This is a genomic window from Pseudomonas sp. SWRI22, from assembly GCF_014268395.2.
Classification (GTDB): Bacteria; Pseudomonadota; Gammaproteobacteria; order Pseudomonadales; family Pseudomonadaceae; genus Aquipseudomonas; species Aquipseudomonas paracarnis.
Window position 1 is genome coordinate 2,149,644 of record NZ_JABWQK020000001.1, and the last position, 23,814, is coordinate 2,173,457.

The 23,814-nt window shown below is 59.5% G+C and carries 27 protein-coding genes, 1 tRNA gene and 1 pseudogene; 23 read left to right on the forward strand and 6 right to left on the reverse strand.

What is annotated here, in order from left to right:
- The first annotated feature begins 3 nt into the window (after positions 1-3).
- Genes HU730_RS09510 through HU730_RS09550 form a run of 9 tightly spaced genes read left to right on the forward strand, consistent with a single transcriptional unit; the run spans position 4 to position 7,719 of the window.
- On the forward strand, positions 4-933 hold the full coding sequence (locus HU730_RS09510; RefSeq protein ID WP_034128070.1) for a MerR family transcriptional regulator: 930 nt from the start codon (positions 4-6) through the stop codon (positions 931-933).
- Positions 934-2,376, forward strand: coding sequence for a deoxyribodipyrimidine photo-lyase (gene phrB, locus HU730_RS09515; RefSeq protein WP_034128071.1), 1,443 nt, complete (start codon positions 934-936; stop codon positions 2,374-2,376). It abuts the gene before it with no gap.
- Positions 2,369-2,791, forward strand: coding sequence for a nuclear transport factor 2 family protein (locus HU730_RS09520; protein ID WP_034128072.1), 423 nt, complete (start codon positions 2,369-2,371; stop codon positions 2,789-2,791). Before phrB ends, HU730_RS09520 begins: the two co-directional genes overlap by 8 nt.
- Positions 2,788-3,570 carry an SDR family NAD(P)-dependent oxidoreductase gene (locus HU730_RS09525; protein ID WP_186526970.1) on the forward strand — a complete coding sequence of 261 codons (783 nt, stop codon included), beginning with the start codon at positions 2,788-2,790 and terminating at the stop codon, positions 3,568-3,570. The genes HU730_RS09520 and HU730_RS09525 overlap by 4 nt, the downstream gene beginning before the upstream one ends.
- The gene (locus tag HU730_RS09530) at positions 3,567-4,814 is read left to right on the forward strand and encodes an FAD-dependent oxidoreductase (protein ID WP_034128074.1); all 1,248 of its coding nucleotides are present in this window, start codon (positions 3,567-3,569) and stop codon (positions 4,812-4,814) included. Before HU730_RS09525 ends, HU730_RS09530 begins: the two co-directional genes overlap by 4 nt.
- On the forward strand, positions 4,811-5,620 hold the full coding sequence (locus HU730_RS09535; RefSeq protein WP_186526971.1) for a DUF1365 domain-containing protein: 810 nt from the start codon (positions 4,811-4,813) through the stop codon (positions 5,618-5,620). The genes HU730_RS09530 and HU730_RS09535 overlap by 4 nt, the downstream gene beginning before the upstream one ends.
- The gene (locus tag HU730_RS09540; protein WP_186526972.1) at positions 5,607-6,878 is read left to right on the forward strand and encodes a cyclopropane-fatty-acyl-phospholipid synthase family protein; all 1,272 of its coding nucleotides are present in this window, start codon (positions 5,607-5,609) and stop codon (positions 6,876-6,878) included. The genes HU730_RS09535 and HU730_RS09540 overlap by 14 nt, the downstream gene beginning before the upstream one ends.
- Entirely contained in the window at positions 6,871-7,362 is a 492-nt protein-coding gene (locus tag HU730_RS09545) for a DUF2878 domain-containing protein (RefSeq protein WP_054896865.1), read from the forward strand. Before HU730_RS09540 ends, HU730_RS09545 begins: the two co-directional genes overlap by 8 nt.
- Positions 7,363-7,416: 54 nt before the next feature.
- Positions 7,417-7,719, forward strand: a complete 303-nt coding sequence (locus HU730_RS09550; RefSeq protein WP_003188364.1) for a YkgJ family cysteine cluster protein — start codon at positions 7,417-7,419, stop codon at positions 7,717-7,719.
- 108 nt (positions 7,720-7,827) lie between these two features.
- Here HU730_RS09550 and HU730_RS09555 read toward each other — a convergent pair whose 3' ends face one another.
- From HU730_RS09555 to hemA, 6 genes are all read right to left on the reverse strand, one after another.
- The gene (locus HU730_RS09555) at positions 7,828-8,346 is read right to left on the reverse strand and encodes an acyloxyacyl hydrolase (RefSeq protein ID WP_014716838.1); all 519 of its coding nucleotides are present in this window, start codon (positions 8,344-8,346) and stop codon (positions 7,828-7,830) included.
- Between the two features lie 111 nt (positions 8,347-8,457).
- Positions 8,458-9,252, reverse strand: a complete 795-nt coding sequence (gene murI, locus HU730_RS09560) for a glutamate racemase (protein ID WP_034128078.1) — start codon at positions 9,250-9,252, stop codon at positions 8,458-8,460.
- Positions 9,245-10,000 (reverse strand): molybdopterin-synthase adenylyltransferase MoeB, encoded by a 756-nt coding sequence (locus tag HU730_RS09565; protein WP_034128079.1) that lies wholly within the window; start codon positions 9,998-10,000, stop codon positions 9,245-9,247. Before HU730_RS09565 ends, murI begins: the two co-directional genes overlap by 8 nt.
- A complete protein-coding gene (gene prmC, locus HU730_RS09570) occupies positions 9,994-10,824 on the reverse strand; it encodes a peptide chain release factor N(5)-glutamine methyltransferase (protein WP_186526973.1) in 831 nt (276 codons plus the stop codon). Before prmC ends, HU730_RS09565 begins: the two co-directional genes overlap by 7 nt.
- A 3-nt stretch (positions 10,825-10,827) precedes the next feature.
- Positions 10,828-11,910, reverse strand: a complete 1,083-nt coding sequence (prfA, locus tag HU730_RS09575) for a peptide chain release factor 1 (RefSeq protein WP_003188358.1) — start codon at positions 11,908-11,910, stop codon at positions 10,828-10,830.
- Entirely contained in the window at positions 11,910-13,196 is a 1,287-nt protein-coding gene (hemA, locus tag HU730_RS09580) for a glutamyl-tRNA reductase (protein ID WP_034128081.1), read from the reverse strand. Before hemA ends, prfA begins: the two co-directional genes overlap by 1 nt.
- A 121-nt stretch (positions 13,197-13,317) precedes the next feature.
- Between hemA and HU730_RS26675 the strand changes: the two are divergent.
- The 14 genes and pseudogenes from HU730_RS26675 to HU730_RS09645 form a co-directional block, all read left to right on the forward strand.
- Positions 13,318-13,404, forward strand: a pseudogene (locus HU730_RS26675) (outer membrane lipoprotein carrier protein LolA); the annotation flags it as partial.
- A 108-nt stretch (positions 13,405-13,512) separates the two neighbouring features.
- The gene (locus HU730_RS09585; RefSeq protein ID WP_181125151.1) at positions 13,513-15,237 is read left to right on the forward strand and encodes a tetratricopeptide repeat protein; all 1,725 of its coding nucleotides are present in this window, start codon (positions 13,513-13,515) and stop codon (positions 15,235-15,237) included.
- Between the two features lie 4 nt (positions 15,238-15,241).
- Entirely contained in the window at positions 15,242-15,859 is a 618-nt protein-coding gene (gene lolB, locus HU730_RS09590; RefSeq protein WP_032893661.1) for a lipoprotein insertase outer membrane protein LolB, read from the forward strand.
- A 1-nt stretch (position 15,860) separates the two neighbouring features.
- Complete coding sequence (ispE, locus tag HU730_RS09595) at positions 15,861-16,712, forward strand: 4-(cytidine 5'-diphospho)-2-C-methyl-D-erythritol kinase (RefSeq protein ID WP_034128083.1); 852 nt, start codon at positions 15,861-15,863, stop codon at positions 16,710-16,712.
- Positions 16,713-16,749: 37 nt separating this feature from the next.
- A tRNA-Gln gene (locus tag HU730_RS09600) sits at positions 16,750-16,824 on the forward strand.
- 46 nt (positions 16,825-16,870) lie between these two features.
- The gene (locus HU730_RS09605) at positions 16,871-17,812 is read left to right on the forward strand and encodes a ribose-phosphate pyrophosphokinase (RefSeq protein WP_003171603.1); all 942 of its coding nucleotides are present in this window, start codon (positions 16,871-16,873) and stop codon (positions 17,810-17,812) included.
- Between the two features lie 137 nt (positions 17,813-17,949).
- Positions 17,950-18,549 carry a 50S ribosomal protein L25/general stress protein Ctc gene (locus tag HU730_RS09610; protein WP_003188351.1) on the forward strand — a complete coding sequence of 200 codons (600 nt, stop codon included), beginning with the start codon at positions 17,950-17,952 and terminating at the stop codon, positions 18,547-18,549.
- 167 nt (positions 18,550-18,716) lie between these two features.
- Complete coding sequence (pth, locus tag HU730_RS09615; protein WP_003188350.1) at positions 18,717-19,301, forward strand: aminoacyl-tRNA hydrolase; 585 nt, start codon at positions 18,717-18,719, stop codon at positions 19,299-19,301.
- 22 nt (positions 19,302-19,323) lie between these two features.
- Positions 19,324-20,424, forward strand: a complete 1,101-nt coding sequence (ychF, locus tag HU730_RS09620) for a redox-regulated ATPase YchF (protein ID WP_014716830.1) — start codon at positions 19,324-19,326, stop codon at positions 20,422-20,424.
- 370 nt (positions 20,425-20,794) lie between these two features.
- Positions 20,795-21,712, forward strand: coding sequence for a sigma 54-interacting transcriptional regulator (locus HU730_RS09625; protein WP_054897133.1), 918 nt, complete (start codon positions 20,795-20,797; stop codon positions 21,710-21,712).
- Positions 21,713-21,893: 181 nt separating this feature from the next.
- Positions 21,894-22,061 carry a hypothetical protein gene (locus tag HU730_RS09630; RefSeq protein WP_034128085.1) on the forward strand — a complete coding sequence of 56 codons (168 nt, stop codon included), beginning with the start codon at positions 21,894-21,896 and terminating at the stop codon, positions 22,059-22,061.
- A gap of 53 nt (positions 22,062-22,114) precedes the next feature.
- On the forward strand, positions 22,115-22,477 hold the full coding sequence (locus tag HU730_RS09635; protein ID WP_054897134.1) for a hypothetical protein: 363 nt from the start codon (positions 22,115-22,117) through the stop codon (positions 22,475-22,477).
- 6 nt (positions 22,478-22,483) lie between these two features.
- Complete coding sequence (sctJ, locus tag HU730_RS09640) at positions 22,484-23,272, forward strand: type III secretion inner membrane ring lipoprotein SctJ (protein WP_060764129.1); 789 nt, start codon at positions 22,484-22,486, stop codon at positions 23,270-23,272.
- On the forward strand, positions 23,265-23,807 hold the full coding sequence (locus HU730_RS09645) for a hypothetical protein (RefSeq protein ID WP_034128088.1): 543 nt from the start codon (positions 23,265-23,267) through the stop codon (positions 23,805-23,807). The genes sctJ and HU730_RS09645 overlap by 8 nt, the downstream gene beginning before the upstream one ends.
- The last annotated feature ends 7 nt before the right edge of the window (positions 23,808-23,814 follow it).

Here is a 23,814-nt window from a genome sequence, read left to right on the forward strand (position 1 = left end):
CCCATGAAACCTGCCCTGCTCGACGAACCCGGCGAAGACCTCGCCCTGGCCCTGGAAAACGGCTGGCTGCCGATCCGCGAGGTGGCGCGCCAGACCGGCGTGAATGCGGTGACGCTGCGCGCGTGGGAGCGCCGCTACGGCCTCATCGTGCCCCAGCGCACGCCCAAAGGGCATCGGTTGTTCAGCGCCGAACATGTGCAACGCATCCAGGCCATCCTCACCTGGCTCAATCGCGGCGTGCCGGTCAGCCAGGTCAAAGGGCTGATCGACTCCGCCCAAGGTAGCCCGGAGCCGATGGAAAACGAGTGGCAGAGCCTGCGCCAGCATTTGGTGAGTGCCATCAGTGAACTGGCCGAGCGCCGGGTCGATGACGCCTTCAACCAGGCCATGGCGCTCTACCCGCCACGCACCTTGTGCGAGCAACTGATGCTGCCGCTGCTCAACGAGCTGGAACAACGCTGGCAGGGCCAGTTCGGCGCGCAGATGGAGCGGGTGTTCTTCCTCTCCTGGCTGCGCAGCAAGTTTGGCGCACGGATCTATCACAACAATCGTCAACTCCACGGCGCGCCCCTGTTGCTGGTCAATCATTCCGACCTGCCCCTGGAACCGCACCTGTGGCTCAGCGCCTGGCTGGCCAGCAGTGCCGATTGCCCGGTGGAAGTATTCGATTGGCCACTGCCTGTCGGCGAACTGGCCCTGGCGGTGGAACACCTGCAACCCCGTGCGGTGCTGCTGTACTCAAGCAAGGCGTTGCAAGTGTCGGCACTCAGCAAACTGCTGGGCGGCATCCATTGCCCAACGGTGATTGCCGGACCAACGGTGTGCATCCACCACGCCGAGTTGGGCGTATTAACCCAGGACATCCCAGAGTTGTTCGTGGCCGAGGACCTGTTGGCGGCCCATCAATTATTGATCCAGCGTGGAATTGTCTAAATGCATCTGATCTGGCTGCGCACCGACTTGCGCCTGCACGACAACACTGCCCTGGCGGCCGCGTGCCAGCGCGGCCCCGTCGCGGCTGTTTACCTGATCACGCCCGAGCAATGGCAGGCGCATGATGACGCGCCGTGCAAAGTCGATTTCTGGCTGCGCAACTTGCAGCACCTGAGCCAGGCACTGGGCAACCTCAACATTCCGCTGTTAATCCGCCACGCCGCGACCTGGGACCAGGCGCCGACGGTACTGAGCCAACTGTGCCGCGAGCTGTCGGTGGAGTCGGTACACGTCAACGAGGAATATGGCGTTCACGAGAGCCGCCGCGACCGCGCCGTGGCCCAGGCCCTGGAAGCTGACGGCGTGACCTTCCACAGCTACCTGGACCAACTGTTTTTCCAGCCGGGTAGTGTGCTGACCAAGACCGGCACCTACTTCCAGGTGTTCAGCCAGTTCCGCAAGGTCTGCTACAGCCGCCTGCACAGCGCCCTGCCCCGCGTGGTGCCGACGCCAAAGGCCCAGGCCGAGCATGGCGTGAAAAGCGACCCTGTGCCAACGGCAGTCGAAGGGTTCCCGACACCCAGCGAAACCTTGCGTGCCCTCTGGCCCGCTGGCGAAGACGAAGCGCGCCGTCGCCTTGATGCCTTCGCCGATCAGCAGATCAGCTATTACAAGGACGAACGCGACTTCCCGGCCAAGCCCGGCACCAGTCAGCTTTCTGCCTACCTGGCCGCCGGAGTGGTTTCGCCGCGCCAGTGCTTGCACGCCGCGCTGCAAACCAATCAGGGCGAGTTCGAAAGCGGCGACATCGGCGCCATCACCTGGATCAACGAGCTGCTGTGGCGCGAGTTCTACAAGCACATCCTGGTCGGCTACCCACGGGTTTCCCGCCACCGCGCGTTTCGCCCGGAAACCGAAGCGCTGGCCTGGCGCAAGGCGCCCGAAGACCTGGCCGCCTGGCAACAGGCGCGCACCGGCTTGCCGATCATCGACGCGGCCATGCGCCAACTGCTGGAAACCGGCTGGATGCACAACCGCCTGCGCATGGTGGTGGCGATGTTCCTGACGAAGAACCTGCTGATCGACTGGCGCGAGGGCGAGCGCTTCTTTATGCGCCACCTGATCGACGGTGATCTGGCGGCCAACAACGGCGGCTGGCAATGGAGTTCGTCCACCGGCACCGACTCGGCGCCGTATTTCCGGATATTCAGCCCGCTGAGCCAATCGGAAAAATTCGACGGTGACGGCGTGTTCATCAAACGCTGGCTCCCGGAACTGGCCGCGCTGAATAAAAAACAAGTGCACAACCCCGAAGCGGCTGGGGGCCTGTTCGGCGTGGCGGATTACCCGCGTGCCATCGTCGATTTGAAACAGTCTCGCGAGCGCGCCTTGGCCGCATTTCGCCGGCTGCCTTCGCGTCAGGAGATGGCCGAACATGAGTGACTTCCTGCACCAGTTTGCCCACACCTTCGCCACGCTGGACAAGCACAACCTGCACCTGCTCGGCCGCCTGTACAGCGAGGACATCGCCTTCACCGATCCCCTGCATGAAGTCCAGGGCCTGCCAGCGTTGCGGCGTTACTTTGCCGACTTGTACAGCAACGTCAGCGAGCTGCATTTTGACTTCCACGGTTTCGATACCGTGGCCGAAGGCGAGGGCTACCTGCGCTGGACTATGCGTTTTCGTCACCCACGCCTGGCCGGTGGGCAGGTGATCGAGGTGCCAGGCTGTTCTCATTTGATGTGGCACGACAAGGTTTACCGCCATCGCGACTATTTCGATGCCGGCGCCCTGCTCTATGAACATGTCCCCCTACTGGGTCGCGTTATTCGTTGGCTGAAAAGGAGAATGGGATGAGCCTTACACCGCCCCGTCGTTATTGGCTGACCGGCGCCAGCAGTGGTATCGGTGCGGCGCTGGCCGTGGAGTTGCTCGAGAGCGGCGCCCACGTGGCCCTGAGTTCCCGCACCCAAGGCCCGCTGGATGCCCTCGCCCTTCGATATCCAGGCCAGGTTCTGGTGGTGGCCGGCGACCTGACCAACAGCCAGACCGTGCGCGAGATCGGTGAGCGTATCAGCGAGGTCTGGGGTTCGCTGGACACGGTGATCCTCAACGCTGGCACCTGTGAATACGTCGACGCCCGGCAATTTGATGCCTCAATCATCGAGCACGTTGTGCGCACCAACCTGCTGGCCAGCAGTTATTGCATCGAGGCCGCGCTACCACTGTTGCGCGCAGGGCGTACCCCGCACCTGGTGGGCGTGGCCAGTGCCGTGACCTACCTGCCCATGCCCCGCGCCGAAGCCTACGGCGCGTCCAAGGCCGGCCTGCGTTACTTGTTCGAATCCCTGCGTATCGGCCTGTCGCCGGAAAACATCGATGTCACGGTGATCAGCCCAGGCTTCGTCGACACGCCGCTGACCGAGCGCAATGATTTCCCGATGCCCCTGAGCTGGCCGGCCGACAAAGCCGCGAAACACATTTTCGCCAAGCTGGAAAAACGCCCGCTGGAAATCGCCTTTCCGGCCCTGTTAATTGCCACCTTGTGGCCGCTGTCGAAGCTCCCCAACCGCGCGCAACTGATCATCGGCAAACGCATGCTGCGCAGCCCGCCACCGAAGAAGGACGACCTGTGAAGATCGCCATTATCGGCAGCGGCATCGCCGGGCTGACCAGCGCCTACCTGCTCAGCCGTCGCCACGACATTACGCTGTTCGAGGCCAATGACTGCATTGGCGGGCATACACACACGGCCAACGTGACGGTCGACGGCAAAAGCTATGCGGTGGACACGGGCTTCATCGTGTTCAACGACTGGACCTACCCGAACTTCATCCGTCTGCTGGAGCAGATCGGGGTCAGGTTCAAACCCACCGAGATGAGTTTTTCGGTGTGCGACCAAAGCACAGGCTTTGAGTACAACGGCAACAACCTCAACAGCCTGTTTGCCCAGCGCCGCAATATTTTGTCGCCGGGGTTCTGGGGCATGTTGCGCGATATCCTGCGCTTCAATCGCCAGGCGCCCCTGGACTTGCAAGAGCAGCGCATCAGCGCCGACATGACCCTGGGCGATTACCTCACCGCTGGCGGCTATGGCCCCAGGTTTATCCGGCATTACATCGTGCCGATGGGCGCGGCCATCTGGTCGATGTCCCTGGCCGATATGCTCAAGTTTCCGCTGCAGTTTTTTGTGCGCTTCTTCAAGAATCACGGCTTGCTCTCGGTGAGCAACCGCCCGCAATGGTGTGTGATCGAGGGCGGCTCCAGCTGTTATATCGAGCCGCTGACCCGCAGCTTTCGCGAACAGATACGGCTCAACTGCCCTGTGCATAAGGTGCAACGCAGCGACGAAGGTGTAGTTATCCACAGCCCGGCCGGCAGCGAAACCTTCGACCGCGTGGTATTCGCCTGCCACAGCGATCAGGCCCTGGCCTTGCTCGATGACCCCAGCCAGGCCGAACAGCAGATTCTCGGTGCCTTGCCCTACGCCGACAACGACGTGGTGCTGCACACCGACACACGCCTGCTGCCCGACCGCAAGCTGGCATGGGCCAGCTGGAACTATCGGCTGACGGGCAACGTGCAACAACAGGCCGCCGTCACCTATGACATGAACATCCTGCAAGGCATCGACAGCGCCACTACTTTTTGCGTCAGCCTCAACCAGACGCCGATGATCAACCCACTGAAGATCCTGGCGCGCTACACCTACGCCCATCCGCAATACAGCCTGGCCGCAGTCGCCGCACAGGCACGCTGGGAAGAATTGAACGGCGTGCGCAATACCTTTTACTGCGGGGCCTACTGGGCCAACGGCTTTCACGAAGACGGCGTGGTCAGCGCTCTGCGCGTGGCCCAGGCGTTTGGGGAAACCCTGTGAACAGCGCCCTCTACAGCGGCTGGATCGCCCATCGCCGGTTTACGCCCAAGGCCCACGCCTTTCGCTACCGCATCGGCCTGTTGTATCTGGACCTCAGTGAAGAGGATGAAGTACTGGGGCTCTCGCCGCTGGCCGGCACGGGTCGCCTGGCGCCTTTCGGTTTCCGCCAGCAGGATTACCTGCGTGAATTCACGCGCCACGGCATGAGCCTGAGCGATGCCGTGCGCCAGGAAGTCGGCAAGGCCCTGGGGCAAACACCCCAGGGCGCTATCTGCCTGCTGACCCAGGCCCGCAGTTGGGGCCTGGCTTTTAACCCGGTGAGTTTCTTCTACTGCTTCGAGGCTGACGGGCAACTGGCCGCGATCCTGTGTGAAGTGACCAACACCCCATGGCGCGAGCGCTATCACTACGTGCTGCCCGCCCAGGCACTGGGCGCCGATGAGCACCAGCATTTCGCCGTGGCCAAGGCCTTCCATGTGTCGCCGTTTTTGCCTCGCGAGCTGGAGTACCGCATGAGTTTCAGCCAGCCCGCCGCCAGGCTCGGCGTGCATATGGCCGATTGGCAGGGCACGCAAAAAGTCTTCGACGCCACCTTGAGCCTGGAAAAACAGGCATTGAGCCGCGCCAGCCTGCATCGCTATTTGTGGCGCTTTCCCTGGATGACCGCCAAGACCGGCCTTGCGATCTACTGGCAAGCCTTGCGCCTGCTGCTCAAACGCACTCCGATTTTTTCCCACCAGGCCGCCGATGGCGCCTCTCGCACCGCAGTCGGGTATACCAAGGATCGCCACCATGAAAACCCCTAGCTTATCGGTCAAGGCTAACCGCCTGAACGTCAACGGCATGACCGCTGCGCTATTGCGCAAAGGCGTGTTGCGCCAGCTCAGCCAATTGCGCCATGGCCAGTTGGTCATCATCGAGGATGGCGAGCGGCAAGTCTTCGGCGCACGGGAAGCGCACCTGCTGGGCGAGATCCAGATTCTCGACGCGGCGGTATGGGGGCTGGTGGCGGCCAATGGCTCGATCGGCGCCGGCGAAGCGTTTATCCATGGTTACTGGACCAGCCCCGACCTCACCGCCGTCGTGCGGGTGATGGTCAGCAACCTGGAGGTGCTCGACGCCATGGAAGGTGGCCTGGCACGCCTGGCGCGGCCGTTCACTCAGGGCCTGCACTGGCTCAACCGCAACACACGCAAAGGCTCGCAAAAAAACATCGCCGCCCATTACGACTTGGGCAACGACCTGTTCGAAGAATTTCTCGACCCCACCATGATGTACTCGGCCGCGCAATTCCTGACCCCCGATGACACCCTGGAACAGGCACAACTGAACAAATTAGCGCGCATCTGCCAGAAACTGGCGCTCAAGCCCAGCGACCATCTGCTGGAAATCGGTACCGGCTGGGGCAGCATGGCGTTGTATGCGGCGCAGCATTACGGTTGTCGGGTCACCACCACGACCCTGTCCAAGGAGCAGTTCGCCTACACCGCGCAGCGTATCCAGGCCGCGGGCCTGCAAGATCGTGTGACCGTGCTGCTGAGCGATTACCGCGACCTCACCGGTGAGTACGACAAGCTGGTGTCGATCGAAATGATTGAAGCGGTGGGCCATCGTTTCCTGCCCACCTATTTCAAACAATGTGCCCAGTTGCTCAAGCCCGACGGCCTGATGCTGCTGCAAGCCATCACTATTCGTGAACAACGCTTTGAGCAGGCCAAACGCAGCGTCGACTTTATCCAGCGCTACATCTTCCCTGGTGGCGCGCTGCCCTGTGTACAAAACATGCTGCAGATCGTCAGCCGTGACACCGACATGAACCTGCTGCACATGGAAGACTTCGGCCTGCACTACGCCCGCACCCTGCGCCTGTGGCATGAAAACTTTCGCCGCGCCCATGGCCGTCTTGCGGAACTCGGTTATGACGAATACTTCCTGCGCCTGTGGGAGTTTTACCTGTGCTACTGCGAAGGTGGCTTTATGGAGCGCACCATCGGCACCGCGCAGTTGCTGCTGGCCAAACCGGCGGCCATCAATCCGCCGCTGCTCGGGCGTTTCAGTGCTTAAATCCCTGGCCAACGCCGTGCTGTTTCAGTGCGGCTGGTTTGCCTGCGTACTCGGCGGCGATAGCCGTTGGTTGCTGATCGGCGTCGCGGTACTGGGCGCACACTTGCTGTGGATAAGTTCTTGGGCAAGAGAGGGGCAAGTGATTCTGGCCGTGACGGTGCTGGGAACACTGGTCGATACGGCACTGCGTGGGCTCGGCGTGTTTGAGTTCAATACGCCGGGGCCACTGATTCCGCTGTGGCTGATACTGTTATGGGCCTTGCTGGCCACCACCTTGCGCCATTGCCTGGCCTGGAGCGCACGGCCCTGGTGGCTCGCCAGCCTGCTAGGCGCGGTGGGCGGGCCGTTGTCTTATTACGCCGGCAGTCAATTGGCAGGCGTGAGTTTTGCGTACGGCACCGCCCCAACACTGATCGGCCTGGCGCTGTTATGGGCCATGCTCTTTCCGCTGTTACACGGGGTTGCGCAGAGGCTGGAACACTGACGCCCGTCCGAGCATTCATACGCATCTGACGCACTTGCCTTACACTGCGCGCCTATGACCAACATCCCTCACATTCAAATCACCGAACCCGTCACGTGCTCGACGTGCGCGGCTTGTTGCTGCCAGCTGGAAGTCATGCTGATCACCGACACCGGCGTGCCACAACGCTTTATCGATACCGACGATTGGGGGGGTGAGGTGATGCTGCGCCTGGACGACGGCTGGTGCGCAGCGCTGGACCGCGACACGATGATGTGCACGATCTATGAGCTTCGGCCGTTGATTTGCCGGGAGTTCGAGATGGGGGCGCCGGAATGCCTTGAAGAGCGTGAAGGTATTACCACGGCCTACCGCTGATTCTGTAGGAGCGAGCTTGCTCGCGAAAAACCTGAGAACGCCGCGTTAAACCTGATTCGCTGCGTTATTGTTGAGGTTCTTCGCGAGCAAGCTCGCTCCTACAGTGCATTACAGCGGCATGGTGTAGTGCAGCGAGTAACTCTCTACACCATCGTTATTGCTGCTGATGCCGGCGTTGGAATAATGCGTGGCACGAATGCCCACTTCATGCCCGCCGTTGAACCGCAGGCCGAAACCCAGGCGGTCTTCGAACTGGAAGGACTGGCCGATGTTGTTGTCTTCCAGCCGAGTGCGAGAGAACAACGCCACGCCGATACCGGCTTCGATGTAGGGTTTGACCGACTCGCCGGCAAACTCATACACAAACACCGGCGAGAACGACAGGCTGCTGGCGCCCGCACGATCATCCCCTTCCCAATAGGTATAGGCGCCGCTCCAGTAGCCGGTCAGTCGGCCGACATTGCTCTGCATCCAGCTCTTGTCCCAATCGGAGGTCAGGCCCAGGCGGTAGGTCAGCGTCGAATCGCTGGTGCTCCCCAAGCCGAACTCCAGGCCGGCGGCCTGGGCTGAAACAGAGTGTCCCAACATAGCGGCCGCAATCGCAGCCAAACAGAACAAGCGCTTCATGTGAAACATCCTTTGCAAACGGAATAATTGGGTTGTGTACAGGCTAACGGGCTATAGAAGCCGACGCATAGCCAGAAGTTCAGCTTTTTTCAGGCTGATTTCACGAAATTTTCACGAGCCAAAGCTTCGCACAACTCCAGGATGTTTCCAAAGTGTCGGTAGGATATTTCTTAGGTGACACAGATCGCCGCTGGTCCAGAACTGTGCAGGTTCAGGTTCGCCAATGGCCAGCAGGTCGCGCTCACCCAGCAAGCGCTTGAGCTGGCGCGCCACGGCGGCGCCGGTATCAATGAGGATGATGCTGGGGGGCAGCATCTGCGCCAGGAGTGGCTTGAGGAAGGGATAATGAGTGCAACCTAGGATGATGGTGTCGCAACCGGCGCTAAGCAGCGGCTCAATATAGCCTTGCAGCAGGGAGTGCAAGGCGGGGCTGTTGAGGTCGCCGGCTTCAATCAGCTCCACCAGGCCCGGGCACGGCTGGGTAATCACCCGCACATCGGTGGCAAAACGGTCGAGCAAGGCGGCGAACTTGGCGCTTTGCAGTGTGCCGGTAGTGGCGAGCACACCCACCACACCACTGCGCGTGGCCGCGGCAGCAGGTTTGACCGCAGGCTCCATGCCTACCAGCGGCCAGTCGGGGTAGTCCTGGCGCAAATCGGCCACCGCGGCGACCGTCGCCGTGTTGCAGGCAATCACAAAGGCCTTGGCGCCCCGCTCGCGGAAAAACTCAGCGACCGAGCGAGAACGTTCAAGAATGAACGCCGGCGTTTTCTCACCATAGGGAATGTGCCCGCAGTCCGCCACGTACAGCAGTGACTCGTGGGGCAACAACTGCTGGATTTCTTCCAGCACCGTCAGGCCGCCGATACCGGAATCGAACACACCAACAGGCGCGCCCTTAACCATGCTTTGCCCCGCAGACGCTGCAGCCTGGGTCACGCTTGACGCGCAACTCGCGAAAACGCGTGGTCAGCGCATCGATCAACAACAGGCGCCCTACCAACGACTCACCAAAACCGGCCAGCAGCTTCAAGGCTTCCAGCGCTTGCAGGCTGCCAACCACACCGACCAACGGCCCGACAACGCCGGCTTCGCTGCAGGTCAGTTCAGTGTCGCTGCCGTGCCCATACAAACAGTGGTAGCAGGGACTGTCAGCGCGGCGGGGGTCGAATACCGACAATTGCCCCTCAAGGCGAATGGCCGCGCCACTGACCAACGGTTTGCCGGCGGCAACGCAGGCTACGTTGACCGCCTCGCGGGTAGAGAAGTTATCGCTGCAATCGAGCACCAGATCCACTGCGTTGACCGCAGCAGCCAGCGAGTCGGCATCCAGCGCAGCACGATGGGCGACCAGGGCGACTTCAGGGTTGATCGCTCTCAGGCGCCCCATGGCCGAATCGACCTTGGTCTGCCCCACGCTGTTAGTGTCATGGATGATCTGGCGTTGCAGGTTGGTCAAATCGACCGTATCGAAATCCGCCAGGTGCAATTCGCCCACCCCAGCAGCGGCCAGGTAAAGCGCCACCGGAGCGCCCAGGCCACCCAGGCCGACGATCAACGCGCGGCTCTGTTTCAGGCGTAATTGGCCATCAATGTCGACATGCTGCAACAGAATCTGCCGGCTATAGCGCAACAGCTCCTGGTCGGTCAGCACGGGTGGCGCCCCAAGGTGATGCGTTCGTGACCGCCAAGGTCGATGCGGCTGTGTACGCCGTCAAAGCCCTGGTTCAGCAACAAGTCGCGCACGGCCTGGGCCTGGTCGTAACCGTGTTCGAGCAACAGCCAGCCGCCGTCGTTCAGGTGAGCAGGAGACTTTGCAATGATGAGGCGCAAATCGTCCAGGCCATCGTGCCCCGCCACCAGCGCACTGGCCGGTTCGAAGCGCACATCGCCGGCCACCAGGTGCGGGTCATTGTCGGCAATGTAGGGCGGGTTGCTGATGATCAGGTCGAAGCGCTGGCCTTGCAGGGCGCTGAACCAGTGGCTGTTGAGCACCGTGGCGTTAGTGAGGTGCAGGCGTTGACGATTGCGCTCGGCCAGGGCCACGGCCTCCAGCACACGGTCGACCGCCGTGACCTGCCAGGCCGGACGTTCGCTGGCCAAGGCCAAGGCGATGGCGCCGCTACCGGTGCCCAGGTCCAGGACCTGGGCGGGCGTGGCGGGCAGCAATTCCAGGGCAGCTTCCACCAGCAACTCAGTTTCCGGGCGGGGGATCAAAGTGTGCGGTGCTACTTCCAGGTCGAGTTTCCAGAAGCCTTGCTGGCCGAGGATATAGGCCACCGGCTCGCCGCTGCGGCGGCGCTGCAGGTAGCCGGAAAAGGTCAGCGCGTCTTCGCTGCTGACGATCTTTTCCGGCCAGGTATGCAGATAGCTGCGTGATTTGCCCAGGGCAGCGGCCAGCAGCAACTCCACGTCCAGGCGCGCCGTCGGCGAGTCGGGCAGGTCAGCGGCGCGCAGCAGGCTGGCGATGATGGTCATTTTTTAGTCACCTATCGCCGCCAGTTGGTCGGCCTGGTATTCGGCGAGCAACGGCTCGATCACCGCATCCACGCCCCCGGCGAGAATTTCGTCGAGGGAATACAGGGTGAGGTTGACCCGATGGTCCGTGACCCGGCCCTGGGCAAAGTTGTAGGTACGGATACGCTCGGAGCGGTCGCCGGAGCCCACCAGCAGCTTGCGTTCGCTGGCAATTGCGTTGGCCGCGGCGCTGGTCTGCTGGTCGTTCAACTTGGCCGACAACCAGGACATGGCCCGCGCACGGTTCTTGTGCTGGGAACGTTCTTCCTGGCACTCCACCACAATGCCCGACGGCAAGTGTGTGATACGGATCGCCGAGTCGGTCTTGTTAACGTGCTGGCCACCCGCGCCGGATGAGCGGTAAGTGTCGACACGCAAATCCGCCGGGTTGATCTCGATGGCTTCCTGTTCGTCCGGCTCAGGCAACACCGCGACGGTGCACGCCGAGGTGTGGATACGGCCTTGGGATTCGGTCGCAGGCACCCGTTGCACGCGGTGCGCCCCGGATTCGAACTTCAGCTTGCCGTAGACGTTGTCGCCTTCAACCCGGGCGATGACTTCTTTATAGCCACCGTGCTCGCCCTCGTTCTCGGAGAGGATCTCCACGCGCCAGCCGCGACGCTCGGCATAGCGCGAATACATGCGGAACAGGTCACCGGAAAAAATCGCCGCCTCGTCGCCACCGGTACCAGCGCGGATTTCGAGGAAAACGTTGCGTCCGTCGTTAGGGTCCTTGGGCAGCAACATGCGTTGCAGGTCACCCTCAAGCTCAGCGAGTTTTTCCTTGGCTTCGCGGACTTCTTCCACGGCCATTTCGCGCATGTCCGGGTCGCTGTCCTTGAGCAGGGCCTGGGCGCCTTCGAGGTCGGCCTGGACTTTCAGCAGGTTTTTATAGGTGGCCACAATGGGCTCAACTTCGGCGTATTCCTTGGAATAAGCACGGAATTTGGTTTGATCGGAAATGACCTCGCCATCGCCGAGCAAGGCGGTCAGTTCTTCGAAACGGTCCTGGAGCACATCCAGTTTATTGAGCAGTGACGCTTTCATTACGGTTTTTTATCCGAAGAGCTGTCTGACGCGCCCTCACCGAGGGCAAAGAGTTCCTGGGCCATGGCCAGCGCATCGAGGCGGCCTTCGGCGGTAAGCTTTTTCAACTGGACGCTAGGAGCGTGGAGCAGTTTGTTGGTCAGGCCACGGGCCAATTGCATCAGCACTTCCTCGGCGCCGCTGCCGTTGGCCAGCATGCGCTGGGCCTTGAGCAACTCTTCATCACGCAGGCGTTCACCCTGCTGACGATACGCCTTGAGCACATCCACTGCCGCCAGTTCACGCAGGCGCACCATGAAATCTTCAGCGCCGGTGCTGACCATTTCCTCGGCGGCCTGGGCGGCACCCTGACGACTCTTGAGGTTTTCAGCGACCACTTCATGCAGATCATCGACGCTATAAAGGTAAACGTCGTCCAACTCGCCGACTTCGGGCTCGATATCCCGTGGAACGGCGATATCTACCATGAAGATCGGCTTGTGCTTGCGCAGCTTCAACGCGCTCTCGACCGCGCCCTTGCCCAGAATCGGCAATTGGCTGGCGGTGGAACTGATGACGATATCACTGCGCACCAGTTCAGCGGGAATGTCCGACAGCAGCACCGCATGGGCACCGAACTGCTCGGCCAGAATGCTGGCGCGCTCCAGGGTGCGGTTGGCGACCACGATGCGCTTCACGCCAAGATCGTGCAGGTGACGGGCCACCAGGGTGATGGTTTCACCAGCGCCGATCAGCAGGGCCTGGCTGCGCTGCAAGTCGCTGAAAATCTGCTTGGCCAGGCTCACTGCGGCAAAGGCCACGGACACCGGGTTTTCGCCGATGGCCGTATCGGTACGCACTTGCTTGGCGGAATTAAAGGTGGCCTGGAACAGGCGGCCCAGCAATGGGCCGACGGTGCCGGCCTCACGCGCCACGGCGTAGGCAGACTTCATCTGGCCGAGAATCTGCGGTTCACCCAACACCAGCGAGTCGAGACCGGCCGCCACGCGCATCATGTGACGAACTGCCGCATCCTCTTCATGCACATAAGCGCTGGCACGCAGGTCATCGAGGCTCAAATGGTGATAATCGGCCAGCCAGCGCAGCACCACATCCGCCGAGAGATGTTCCTGCTCTATATAGAGCTCGCTGCGATTGCAGGTCGAAAGGATCGCAGCTTCGCGGCTGTCGGTAAGTCGGCAGAGCTGCTGCAAGGCCTCAACCAACTGCTCTGGCGTAAACGCCACGCGCTCGCGCACGTCTACGGAGGCAGTCTTGTGGTTAATACCGAGTGCGAGGAAGGCCATTCAATATCGCTGATGATGTCGGGAAGCCGACAATTGTCCTACTTCGAAAGATTCAGAACAACCACCGTCGTCTATTGTCCCTATACCTTATGCCTATCAATGCACTTTTACAGGAGCGAGCTTGCTCGCGAAAATCGTCAACGATAACGCGGCAAGCCGGGCGCCCAGCGGCGCTCTCAGGTTTTTCGCCAGCAAGCTCGCTCCTACAAAGGAAAGGCAAAAGGCAGCAATAGTCGTATTCCGAGTGCCCCGGTTATGTTTGGCCGAAGGCTTGTGTCATGATGATCCGACCGCAGGTTAGTCGTCCTCTTCCTATATGAATAGATCTTCCGCGTTGCTCCTCGCTTTTGTCTTCCTCAGCGGCTGCCAGGCCATGGCACCCGTGTCGCCGGACGCTACGTCGCCGGTGGAAGACAGCACTCCCGCCCCTGAAAAACCCAAGGTTTATTCCTCGTTCAGTGAAGAAACGATCTACAGCCTGCTGACCGCTGAACTGGCCGGCCAGCGCAATCGCTTTGATATTGCACTGGATAATTACGTGACCCAGGCCATCAACACCCAAGACCCGGGGATTTCCGAGCGAGCGTTTCGCATCGCCGAATACCTGGGCGCCGACCAGGCAGCACTGGACACCTCGCTGATCTGGGCCAAAAATGCCCCGGATGATCTGGAAGCCCAGCGCGCCGCAGCCGTGCAACTGGCGCGTGCCGGGCGCTATGACGACTCCATGGTTTATATGGAGAAGGTCCTGCAGGGCAAAGGCGACACACATTTTGACTTTCTTGCGCTGTCGGCCGCCGACACCGACCAGGACACGCGCAACGGCCTGATGAAGAGTTTCGATCGCCTGCTGCAAAAGCACCCGAAGAACAGTCAGTTGATTTTCGGCAAGGCCCTGCTGCTGCAACAGGACGATGAAGCCGACGCCGCGCTCAAGCTGCTGGAGCAGAACCCGCCGGAAGAAGGTGAAATCGCGCCCATCCTGTTGCGTGCACGCCTGCTGCAAAGCCTTAACCGCGGCAAGGAAGCGATTCCGCTGCTGGAAAAAAGCATCAAGAAATACCCCGGCGACAAGCGCCTGCTCCTGACCTATGCACGTATGCTGGTTGAGCAGGACCGTATGGAAGACGCCAAAGTGCAGTTCGCCAACCTGGTCCAGCAATACCCGGACGACGACGAACTGCGTTATTCCCTGGCATTGGTGTGCCTGGAAGCCAAAGCCTGGGACGAGGCCAAGGGCTACCTGCAAGAGCTGATCGAACGTGACAGCCACGTGGACTCGGCGCACCTGAACCTGGGCCGCATCGCTGAAGAGCGCAACAACCCCCAGGCGGCCCTGCTTGAATACGCCCAGGTCGGCCCCGGCAATGATTATCTGCCAGCGCAATTGCGCCAGGCCGATATCCTGATGAGCAACGGCCGCACCGACGAAGCGGAAAAACGCCTGGCCGCGGCCCGCGATGCCGAGCCGGATTACGCCATCCAGCTGTACCTGATCCAGGCCGAGACCTTATCGGCCAACAAACAGGGCGAACGCGCCTGGAAACTGTTGCAACAGGCGTTGCTGCAATACCCCGACGATTTGAACCTGCTGTACACCCGCGCCATGCAGGCAGAAAAACGCAATGACCTGGCGCAGTTGGAAAAAGACCTGCGGCTGATCATCAAGCGCGACCCGGACAACGCCATGGCACTTAACGCCCTGGGCTACACCTTGTCCGACCGCACCACGCGCTACGCCGAAGCCAAGGCGCTGATTGAACAAGCCCATGCGCTCAACCCGGAAGACCCTGCCGTGCTCGACAGTCTGGGCTGGGTGAATTACCGCCTGGGCAACCTCGACGAGGCCGAGCGCTTGCTGCGCCAGGCCCTGGAGCGTTTCCCGGACCAGGAAGTTGCCGCACACTTGGGCGAAGTGCTCTGGGCCAATGGCAAGCAGCGCGAAGCCCGACAAATCTGGGAAAAATTCCTCAAGGAACAACCCGACAGCCCCATCCTGCGCAGCACCATCAAGCGCCTGACCGGATCCGAGACCCTTTAAGCTTATGTTCTTGCGCCACGTTATCGTTTTCAGCTTCATCGCCCTGCTCGCCGGTTGCGCGGGCATCGGCAGCCGTGAATCCGTTGAAGGCCAGGGCAACCCGGCACAATGGAAACAACACAAGGACCAGCTCAGCAGCATTGATGGCTGGCAGATCGAGGGCAAGGTCGGGGTGCGTGCGCCGAAAGACTCTGGCAGCGGCACGCTGTTCTGGCTGCAGCGCCAGGACTATTACGACATTCGCCTCTCGGGCCCCCTGGGCCGTGGCGCGGCCCGCCTGACTGGCAGGCCAGGGCAAGTGAGCCTGGAAGTGGCCAATCAGGGCCGCTACGAGGCAACCTCCCCGGAAGAACTGCTGGAGCAGCAGATTGGCTGGAAGTTGCCCGTCTCGCATCTGGTCTGGTGGGTGCGCGGCTTGCCGGCACCTGACAGCAAGAGCCGTCTGAGCCTCAATGGCGACAGCCGCCTCGCCACCCTGGAGCAGGATGGCTGGCAGGTCGAATATTTGAGCTACGTGGAGCAAAGCGGGTATTGGCTGCCCGAACGTATCAAGCTGCATGGCACCGACCTTGATGTCACGCTGGTGATCAAGGACTGGCAACCGCGCAAGCTGGGGCAATAACGTGTCCGTACAAAAATTGACCCTGCCCTCCCCGGCCAAGCTCAACCTGATGCTGCACATCCTTGGCCGCCGTGAAGATGGCTACCACGAGTTGCAGACGCTGTTTCAGTTTCTCGACTACGGCGATGAGCTCACCTTTGCCGTGCGTGACGATGGCGTGGTTCAGTTGCACACCGAATTCGACGGTGTGCCCCACGACAGCAATCTGATTGTGCGGGCGGCCAAAAAACTTCAGGAACAATCCGGCTGCCCACTTGGCATTGATATCTGGATCGACAAAATCCTGCCCATGGGCGGTGGTATCGGTGGCGGCAGCTCAAATGCCGCGACCACTTTGTTGGGCCTCAATCACTTATGGCAACTGGGCTGGGACCACGATCGCCTTGCTGCGCTGGGCCTCACGCTGGGCGCCGACGTCCCGGTTTTCGTGCGGGGGCACGCCGCATTTGCTGAAGGCGTCGGGGAAAAACTCACCCCTGTAGAGCCCGAAGAACCTTGGTATGTCGTGCTGGTGCCGCAAGTATCTGTAAGTACAGCAGAAATTTTTTCAGATCCGTTGTTGACACGTAACTCTTCTCCCATTAAAGTGCGCCCCGTTCCCAAGGGAAACAGTCGAAATGACTGCTTACCGGTTGTAGCAAGGCGTTATCCAGAGGTACGTAACGCTTTGAATTTGTTAGGTAAATTTACCGAAGCAAAATTAACCGGAACTGGAAGTTGTGTGTTTGGGGGCTTCCCAAGCAAAGCTGAAGCTGATAAAGTCTCGGCCCTTCTTACAGAGACCCTTACAGGGTTTGTAGCAAAAGGAAGCAACGTTTCGATGTTGCATCGCAAGCTGCAAAGTCTGCTCTAAAAGGAACCGAGTGTTAGGCACTCGTTGCAACAGATACAGGGGCGTCGCCAAGCGGTAAGGCAGCAGGTTTTGATCCTGCCATGCGTTGGTTCGAATCCAGCCGCCCCTGCCATTTTCTAATACTCATCCAGGTTACCCTCAGCCTCTAGGTACTGCGCGTGTCCAAGATGATGGTCTTTACGGGGAATGCCAACCCCGATCTGGCTCGACGTGTCGTACGTCAGCTGCATATCCCTCTCGGTGACATCTCTGTCGGTAAATTCTCCGACGGCGAAATTACAGCCGAGATCAATGAAAATGTCCGCGGTAAAGACGTCTTCATTATTCAGCCGACCTGCGCTCCGACCAACGATAACCTGATGGAACTCGTCGTGATGGCTGATGCCTTCCGCCGCTCCTCAGCGACTCGAATCACAGCTGTAATCCCTTACTTTGGTTATGCCCGTCAGGATCGCCGTCCGCGCTCCGCACGTGTAGCTATCAGCGCGAAAGTCGTTGCTGACATGCTGACCGTGGTAGGTATCGACCGTGTGCTCACGGTTGACCTGCACGCTGACCAAATCCAGGGGTTCTTCGATATTCCAGTAGATAACATCTACGGCTCCCCCGTCCTGGTGGATGACATCGAAGACCAGCGCTTTGAAAACCTGATGATCGTGTCCCCGGACATTGGTGGCGTCGTGCGTGCACGGGCTGTTGCCAAATCCTTGGGCGTGGACCTCGGGATCATCGACAAACGCCGTGAGAAAGCCAATCACTCTGAAGTGATGCATATCATCGGTGATGTCGAAGGGCGCACCTGTATTCTGGTTGATGACATGGTCGACACCGCCGGCACCCTGTGCCACGCGGCGAAAGCCTTGAAAGAGCACGGTGCAGCAAAAGTCTTCGCCTACTGCACACACCCTGTGCTGTCGGGCCGAGCGATCGAGAACATCGAGAACTCCGTGCTGGACGAACTGGTGGTGACCAACACCATCCCGTTGTCCGCCGCAGCTCAAGCCTGTGCACGTATCCGCCAACTGGATATTGCACCGGTCGTTGCCGAAGCGGTTCGCCGCATCAGCAATGAAGAATCGATCAGCGCGATGTTCCGTTAAGGGTCAAACCAACGGATCACCTCACTGACGAAAAGCGCCCCGCCCCAGCATTCCGCTGGGGCGGGGCTTTTTTGCCCATATCGAGTTCGGCGCTGGTCGCAAACGCCCCTCGATGATGGCTATTTTGGAGATACAACATGAACGAATTTACTCTGAACGCCCAAGCGCGTACTGACCTGGGGAAAGGTGCGAGCCGCCGCCTGCGTCACGCCGCCAACATCCCAGCCGTTGTCTACGGTGGTAACAAGCCTGCTGAATCCGTGACCATCCTGGCCAAGGAAATCGCCAAGCTGTTCGAAAACGAAGCTGCCTACAGCCACGTTATCGAGCTGAACGTCGACGGCGCCAAGCAGAACGTCATCGTTAAAGCAATGCAGCGTCACCCTTCCAAGCAGTTCATCATGCACGCTGACTTCGTTCGCGTTGTAGCTGGCCAGAAACTGACCGCCATCGTGCCTGTGCACTTTGTAGGTGAAGAAGCTCCGGTCAAGAAAGGCGGCGAGATCTCTCACGTCCTGAACGAAATCGAAGTGACCTGCCTGCCGAAAGACCTGCCTGAGTTCATCGAAGTCGACCTGTCGGCTCTGGAAATCGGCGCCATCGTTCACCTGTCCGACCTCAAGGCCCCTAAAGGCGTTGAGTTTGTTGCACTGGCTCACGGTGATGACAAAGCTGTTGCCAACGTTCACGCTCCACGCGTTGCTCCCGAAGAAGCTGAAGAAGGCGCTGCAGAGTAATTCACTCTGTATTGCCGGAGCTTGAGGAAACATCGCGGACCGAAACGTAGCGAGAAAGCGGGCGATAACGCGGCGTTTACTCTTGAGTAAATGATGTAGTGTCGTCCACTTTCGCCGCACCTGGGTACGGCGATGTTATCCACAACTCCAAAGGAAGGGCCCCCGTCGTGACTGCCATTAAACTGATCGTTGGCCTGGGAAATCCAGGCGCCGAATACGAACAGACCCGGCATAACGCGGGGGCCCTTTTTGTTGAGCGTATCGCCCACGCCCAAGGCATAAATCTGGTGGCCGATCGCAAATATTTTGGCCTGACCGGGCGCTTCTCGCATCAGGGTCAGGATGTTCGTCTGTTGATTCCCACCACCTACATGAACCGCAGCGGCCAGGCTGTCGCGGCGCTTGCGGGCTTCTTCCGGATCAAACCCGAAGAAATCCTGGTGGCCCATGACGAACTGGACCTGCCACCCGGCGTAGCCAAGCTCAAGCTCGGCGGCGGGCATGGTGGGCACAATGGCCTGCGTGACATCATCGCGCAGTTGGGCAATCAGAATAATTTTTACCGTCTGCGGCTCGGCATTGGCCACCCAGGCGTTGCCAGTATGGTTTCAAATTTCGTCCTGGGTCGTGCGCCACGCGCCGAACAGGAAAAACTCGATGCCAGCATCGATTTTGCCCTCGGCGTGCTGCCGGATATCTTCGCCGGTGAATGGAACCGTGCGATGAAAAACCTGCACAGCCAGAAGGCTTGACTCTTATCCGAGGGGAAACACCATGGGATTCAATTGCGGCATCGTCGGCCTGCCCAACGTCGGCAAGTCCACCCTGTTCAACGCCCTGACCAAGTCCGGTATTGCGGCGGAGAACTTCCCCTTCTGCACCATCGAACCCAACAGCGGCATCGTGCCGATGCCGGACCCGCGTCTTGACGCACTGGCGGCCATCGTCAATCCCAAGCGCATCCTGCCGACCACCATGGAGTTCGTCGACATCGCGGGCCTCGTCGCCGGCGCCTCGAAAGGTGAAGGCCTGGGCAACAAGTTCCTGGCCAACATCCGCGAAACCGATGCTATCGCCCACGTGGTCCGCTGCTTTGAAGACGAGAACGTGATTCACGTCTCCAACAGCGTAGACCCCAAGCGCGACATCGAGATCATCGACCTGGAACTGATCTTCGCCGACCTCGACAGCTGCGAAAAGCAACTGCAGAAAGTCGCGCGTAACGCCAAGGGCGGCGACAAGGATGCAGTGGTCCAGAAGGGCCTGCTGGAGCAGTTGATCGCGCACTTTACCGAAGGCAAACCGGCGCGCAGCCTGATGAAGAATATGGGGGCCGATGAGAAGGCCGTGATCAAGGGCTTCCACCTGCTGACCACCAAGCCTGTGATGTACATCGCCAACGTTGCCGAAGACGGCTTCGAGAACAACCCGCTGCTCGACGTGGTCAAGGCCATTGCCGACGAAGAAGGCGCCATCGTTGTTCCGGTATGCAACAAGATCGAAGCGGAAATCGCCGAGCTCGATGACGGCGAAGAAAAGGACATGTTCCTCGAGGCCCTGGGCCTGGAAGAGCCTGGCCTGAACCGCGTAATCCGCGCCGGCTACGAAATGCTCAACCTGCAGACCTACTTCACCGCCGGTGTCGAAGAAGTCCGCGCCTGGACCGTCAAGGTCGGTGCTACCGCGCCACAGGCGGCTGGCGTGATCCACACCGACTTTGAGAAAGGCTTTATCCGCGCTGAGGTGATCGCTTACAACGACTTCATTCAGTTCAAGGGTGAAGCCGGTGCCAAGGAAGCCGGTAAGTGGCGCCTGGAAGGTAAGGATTACATTGTCAAAGATGGCGATGTGATGCACTTCCGTTTCAACGTGTAAGCGTTAGCTGAACCTCTGCCCGATACAAAAAAACCGACGCATTGCGTCGGTTTTTTATTGCCTCCTGTTTCTACCTGCCACCCAACTAAAATCCCCACACATAGAAAACTTAATCACTCATAACCCTTGATCGTTTTAAACGATGAATCCTTCAAGCCTTAAGTCTTCTCCTACACTAAAGATTCAACAACCATCAAGAATGCACTTGAACAATACAGCGCCCTGACATAGTTAATATTTGACACGCTCTCGCGCCGTATTTTCATACTAATAAGCACGATGACATTTTTGATTATTTGCGCTCTACTGACCGCACGCCAACAGCGTTCTATCAACAGTGAAGTGATAGCGATAGTGGAGCACCCTGACTATGTCAGCCTCTTACAAGACAACAAATGAGACATACTTCCCTTCTGTTGAAACCTTGGATATCGAACGTACGCTCAAGAGTACTGCAGCGCTCGATATCGATATTTTGTTATTGGGGGAGACGGGTACTGGCAAGGATACCCTGGCCCAACGAATCCATCGTTTGTCGGGGCGACGAGGTCATTTTGTCGCAGTGAACTGCGCCGCCATCCCGGAAAGCCTCGCAGAGAGCCAACTGTTCGGCGTCAACAGCGGCGCCTATACAGGAGCAGTGCAATCACGTGCGGGTTTTATCGAAACCGCACACCTGGGCACTTTGTATCTGGATGAAATCGACAGCATGCCGCTTTCCATGCAGGCCAAACTGCTACGTGTGCTGGAGTCACGTGGCGTCGAACGCCTGGGCTCAACCCGGTTTATCCCGGTGGACATGCGAGTCATCGCCTCTGCGCAACAATCCCTGCATGAGATGGTCGAGCAGGGAAAGTTCAGGCGCGACCTGTATTTCCGCCTGAACGTCGTAAATATCAATCTGCCTGCGCTGCGCAATCGCCGTGACCGAATCGTCCCGTTGTTCCTGAGTATGATTCAAGAGGAAGCCGAGCACTATAAGTGTCTCGCCCCAAACCCTTGCAGTGAGCTAGTCCAACAGTTGCTGTGCCATCCATGGCTGGGGAATGTGCGTGAACTGCGCTCGACTGCCAAACGTTTCGTGCTGGGTCTGGCGCCATTATCAAGCTCGCCCTCGAACGCTACAAACCAACCCACCAACCTGAAAGAACGCCTGCAACAAATCGAGAAAGCTCTGATTGAAGAGTCGCTGCGGCGTCATACCTACTGTGTGGACGAGGTGGCTGTAGAGTTGGGCATGGCAAAGAGAACGCTTTACTACCGAATGAAACAACTAGATATACAGTAGCCCGCTGCTCAGCCCACACCGAAGACACCTTCAGACACACCCTTTAAATAAAAGCGGGAACCATATTCGAGCCTGAACCACACAAGGATGAGCCTGATATATTTAGTGCCTATCGGCAGCAACACTATTGCAACTACGCATCAAGGCTCAAATGTCATTTCTTAGATAGCGGAGCATCACTATGAGTATTTCTGGCATCAACCCGCAAAGCTACCACCCCCCGGTCACCGGTGGCGAAAACGCAGACCTTAAGGCAGAAAGGAAGCAACTGCTTCGCGAATCCATGAAAGAAAGCAATGAGGCGTTCAGGATCAGTGAGCAGAAAAAGAACAACGACGCGCTGCGTTAAATAGCTTCACCGCCCTTGGTCATCAAAGGGCGGGTTTCCCCTTAGAGGTCCATATGCAAATAGAAGAAGTCGACGTATTACGCGAATATCAAAACGGCCTTACAGCCCACAGGTCCCCTACCCAACCTACGCACCACAGCGAAGATGCGAGCTTTTTCAGCGCGTTATTGGCCCCCTCGATGCAACGGGTTACCGCCACGCCATCCTCGAACGCACTGACCGACGCTTTGCAGTATTTGGACAAGGCTAAAAGTGGTATGAGTCGAGGTCTCAAGGACTTCAACAATGAGTTCAAAGAAAAAAATCGGCTCAACTACACCCCCAATCTTTCAGACTCCATTCTACTGACCCAAACCCTGGTGAAGTGCGTCGGCAAGGGCGCGCAATGCCTAGAAAAAATCAGCAACCTGCAGTAGGAAAAAATGACTCGTTTTCTATCCGTCGGATTAGTTTTCTCGCTGGCGCTGATGCTGGGCGGCTGCGGCGAAAGTGTCGAACTGCATCGCCAACTCTCCGAGCAGGATGCCAATGAGGTCATCGCGGAACTGGCTGACAAACACATACGCGCACAAAAAGTGCCTGCCAAGGACGGCGTCGTGGTGCGTGTCAATGCAGCCGATATCAGCCGCGCCGTTCGCACACTGGAAGCGGTCGGATTGCCCAAGGTCGCCCGTGCCACGATGGGGGACACCTTCCGCAAGGAGGGCGTCATCTCTACGCCACTGGAAGAGCGTGCCCGGTATATCTATGCCCTGTCCCAGGAGTTGGAGGCGACCCTGTCAAACATCGATGGGGTCATCGTCGCTCGTGTGCACGTGGTGCTGCCCGAACGCGTGGCTCCCGGTGAGCCCGTCCAACCCGCCTCCGCCTCCGTGTTCATCAAACATGACCCACGACTGGAGCCCGACAGCATCCGCGCGCGCGTACGCAGGATGGTATCCAGTAGTATTCCTGGCATGACCACTGCACTGGATAACGCGCAGAAGCTCACGGTGGTTTTTGTACCGGCAACGGCTTACCAGGAACAACAACGCCTGAGCTACTTCGGTCCGTTCCTGATCCCCGAGGAAGACATCGGTTTTTGGCGTACCGCTATGAGCGCTCTGGTTATCGGCGCGATACTGACACTCGCCTTGGCGCTGTTCTGGCGCATACGAAGCCAACGATCCAGGCAGGAACCTGTCGCCCCAGCGCCTCTAGCGAATGAGTGATCATCTGGCCTGGGCCCAATGGTGGGCCAGTCCGTGGCAGTTTTCGCACCCGGACGCGACCAGCGCTCACGCCTACCACGCAGTACCCGCCTTGTGCCGCAGCCAACCCGCGCTGGCGTGCGCAGCGTTGGGCATCGAGCCATGCCTGCCTCCCCCTCCCTGTGCAACGGTGCTTGGTTTGGCCCTGGCTTCACGGGAGCAGTTCGATCTAGCGATAGCACTGCTGGAGCTTACGTGCCACCCCAACCTCGACAGCCCCTTGTGCGATGAACACCGCAAGTGGTGTGAGCGCCTTGCCAAGGCGCTACACCCTGACGCCCTGTTGCAGCCGGAGGATGATCCAATGCAATTGCTGAGGGCCTGGGTCGAGCCTGCTGTCTGGCAACGCCTTCGTCTGCGCTTGCCGCCTGACCGGGTGCAGGCACTTGAAACCACACACCTGCCATTTGACGATGCGCATGGCCGGCTCAATACGCTGTGGCAGGCGATTGTCTGGCGTATCGACGCAACGGGTAGTGAAACAACTCGTCGTTAACGGCAAC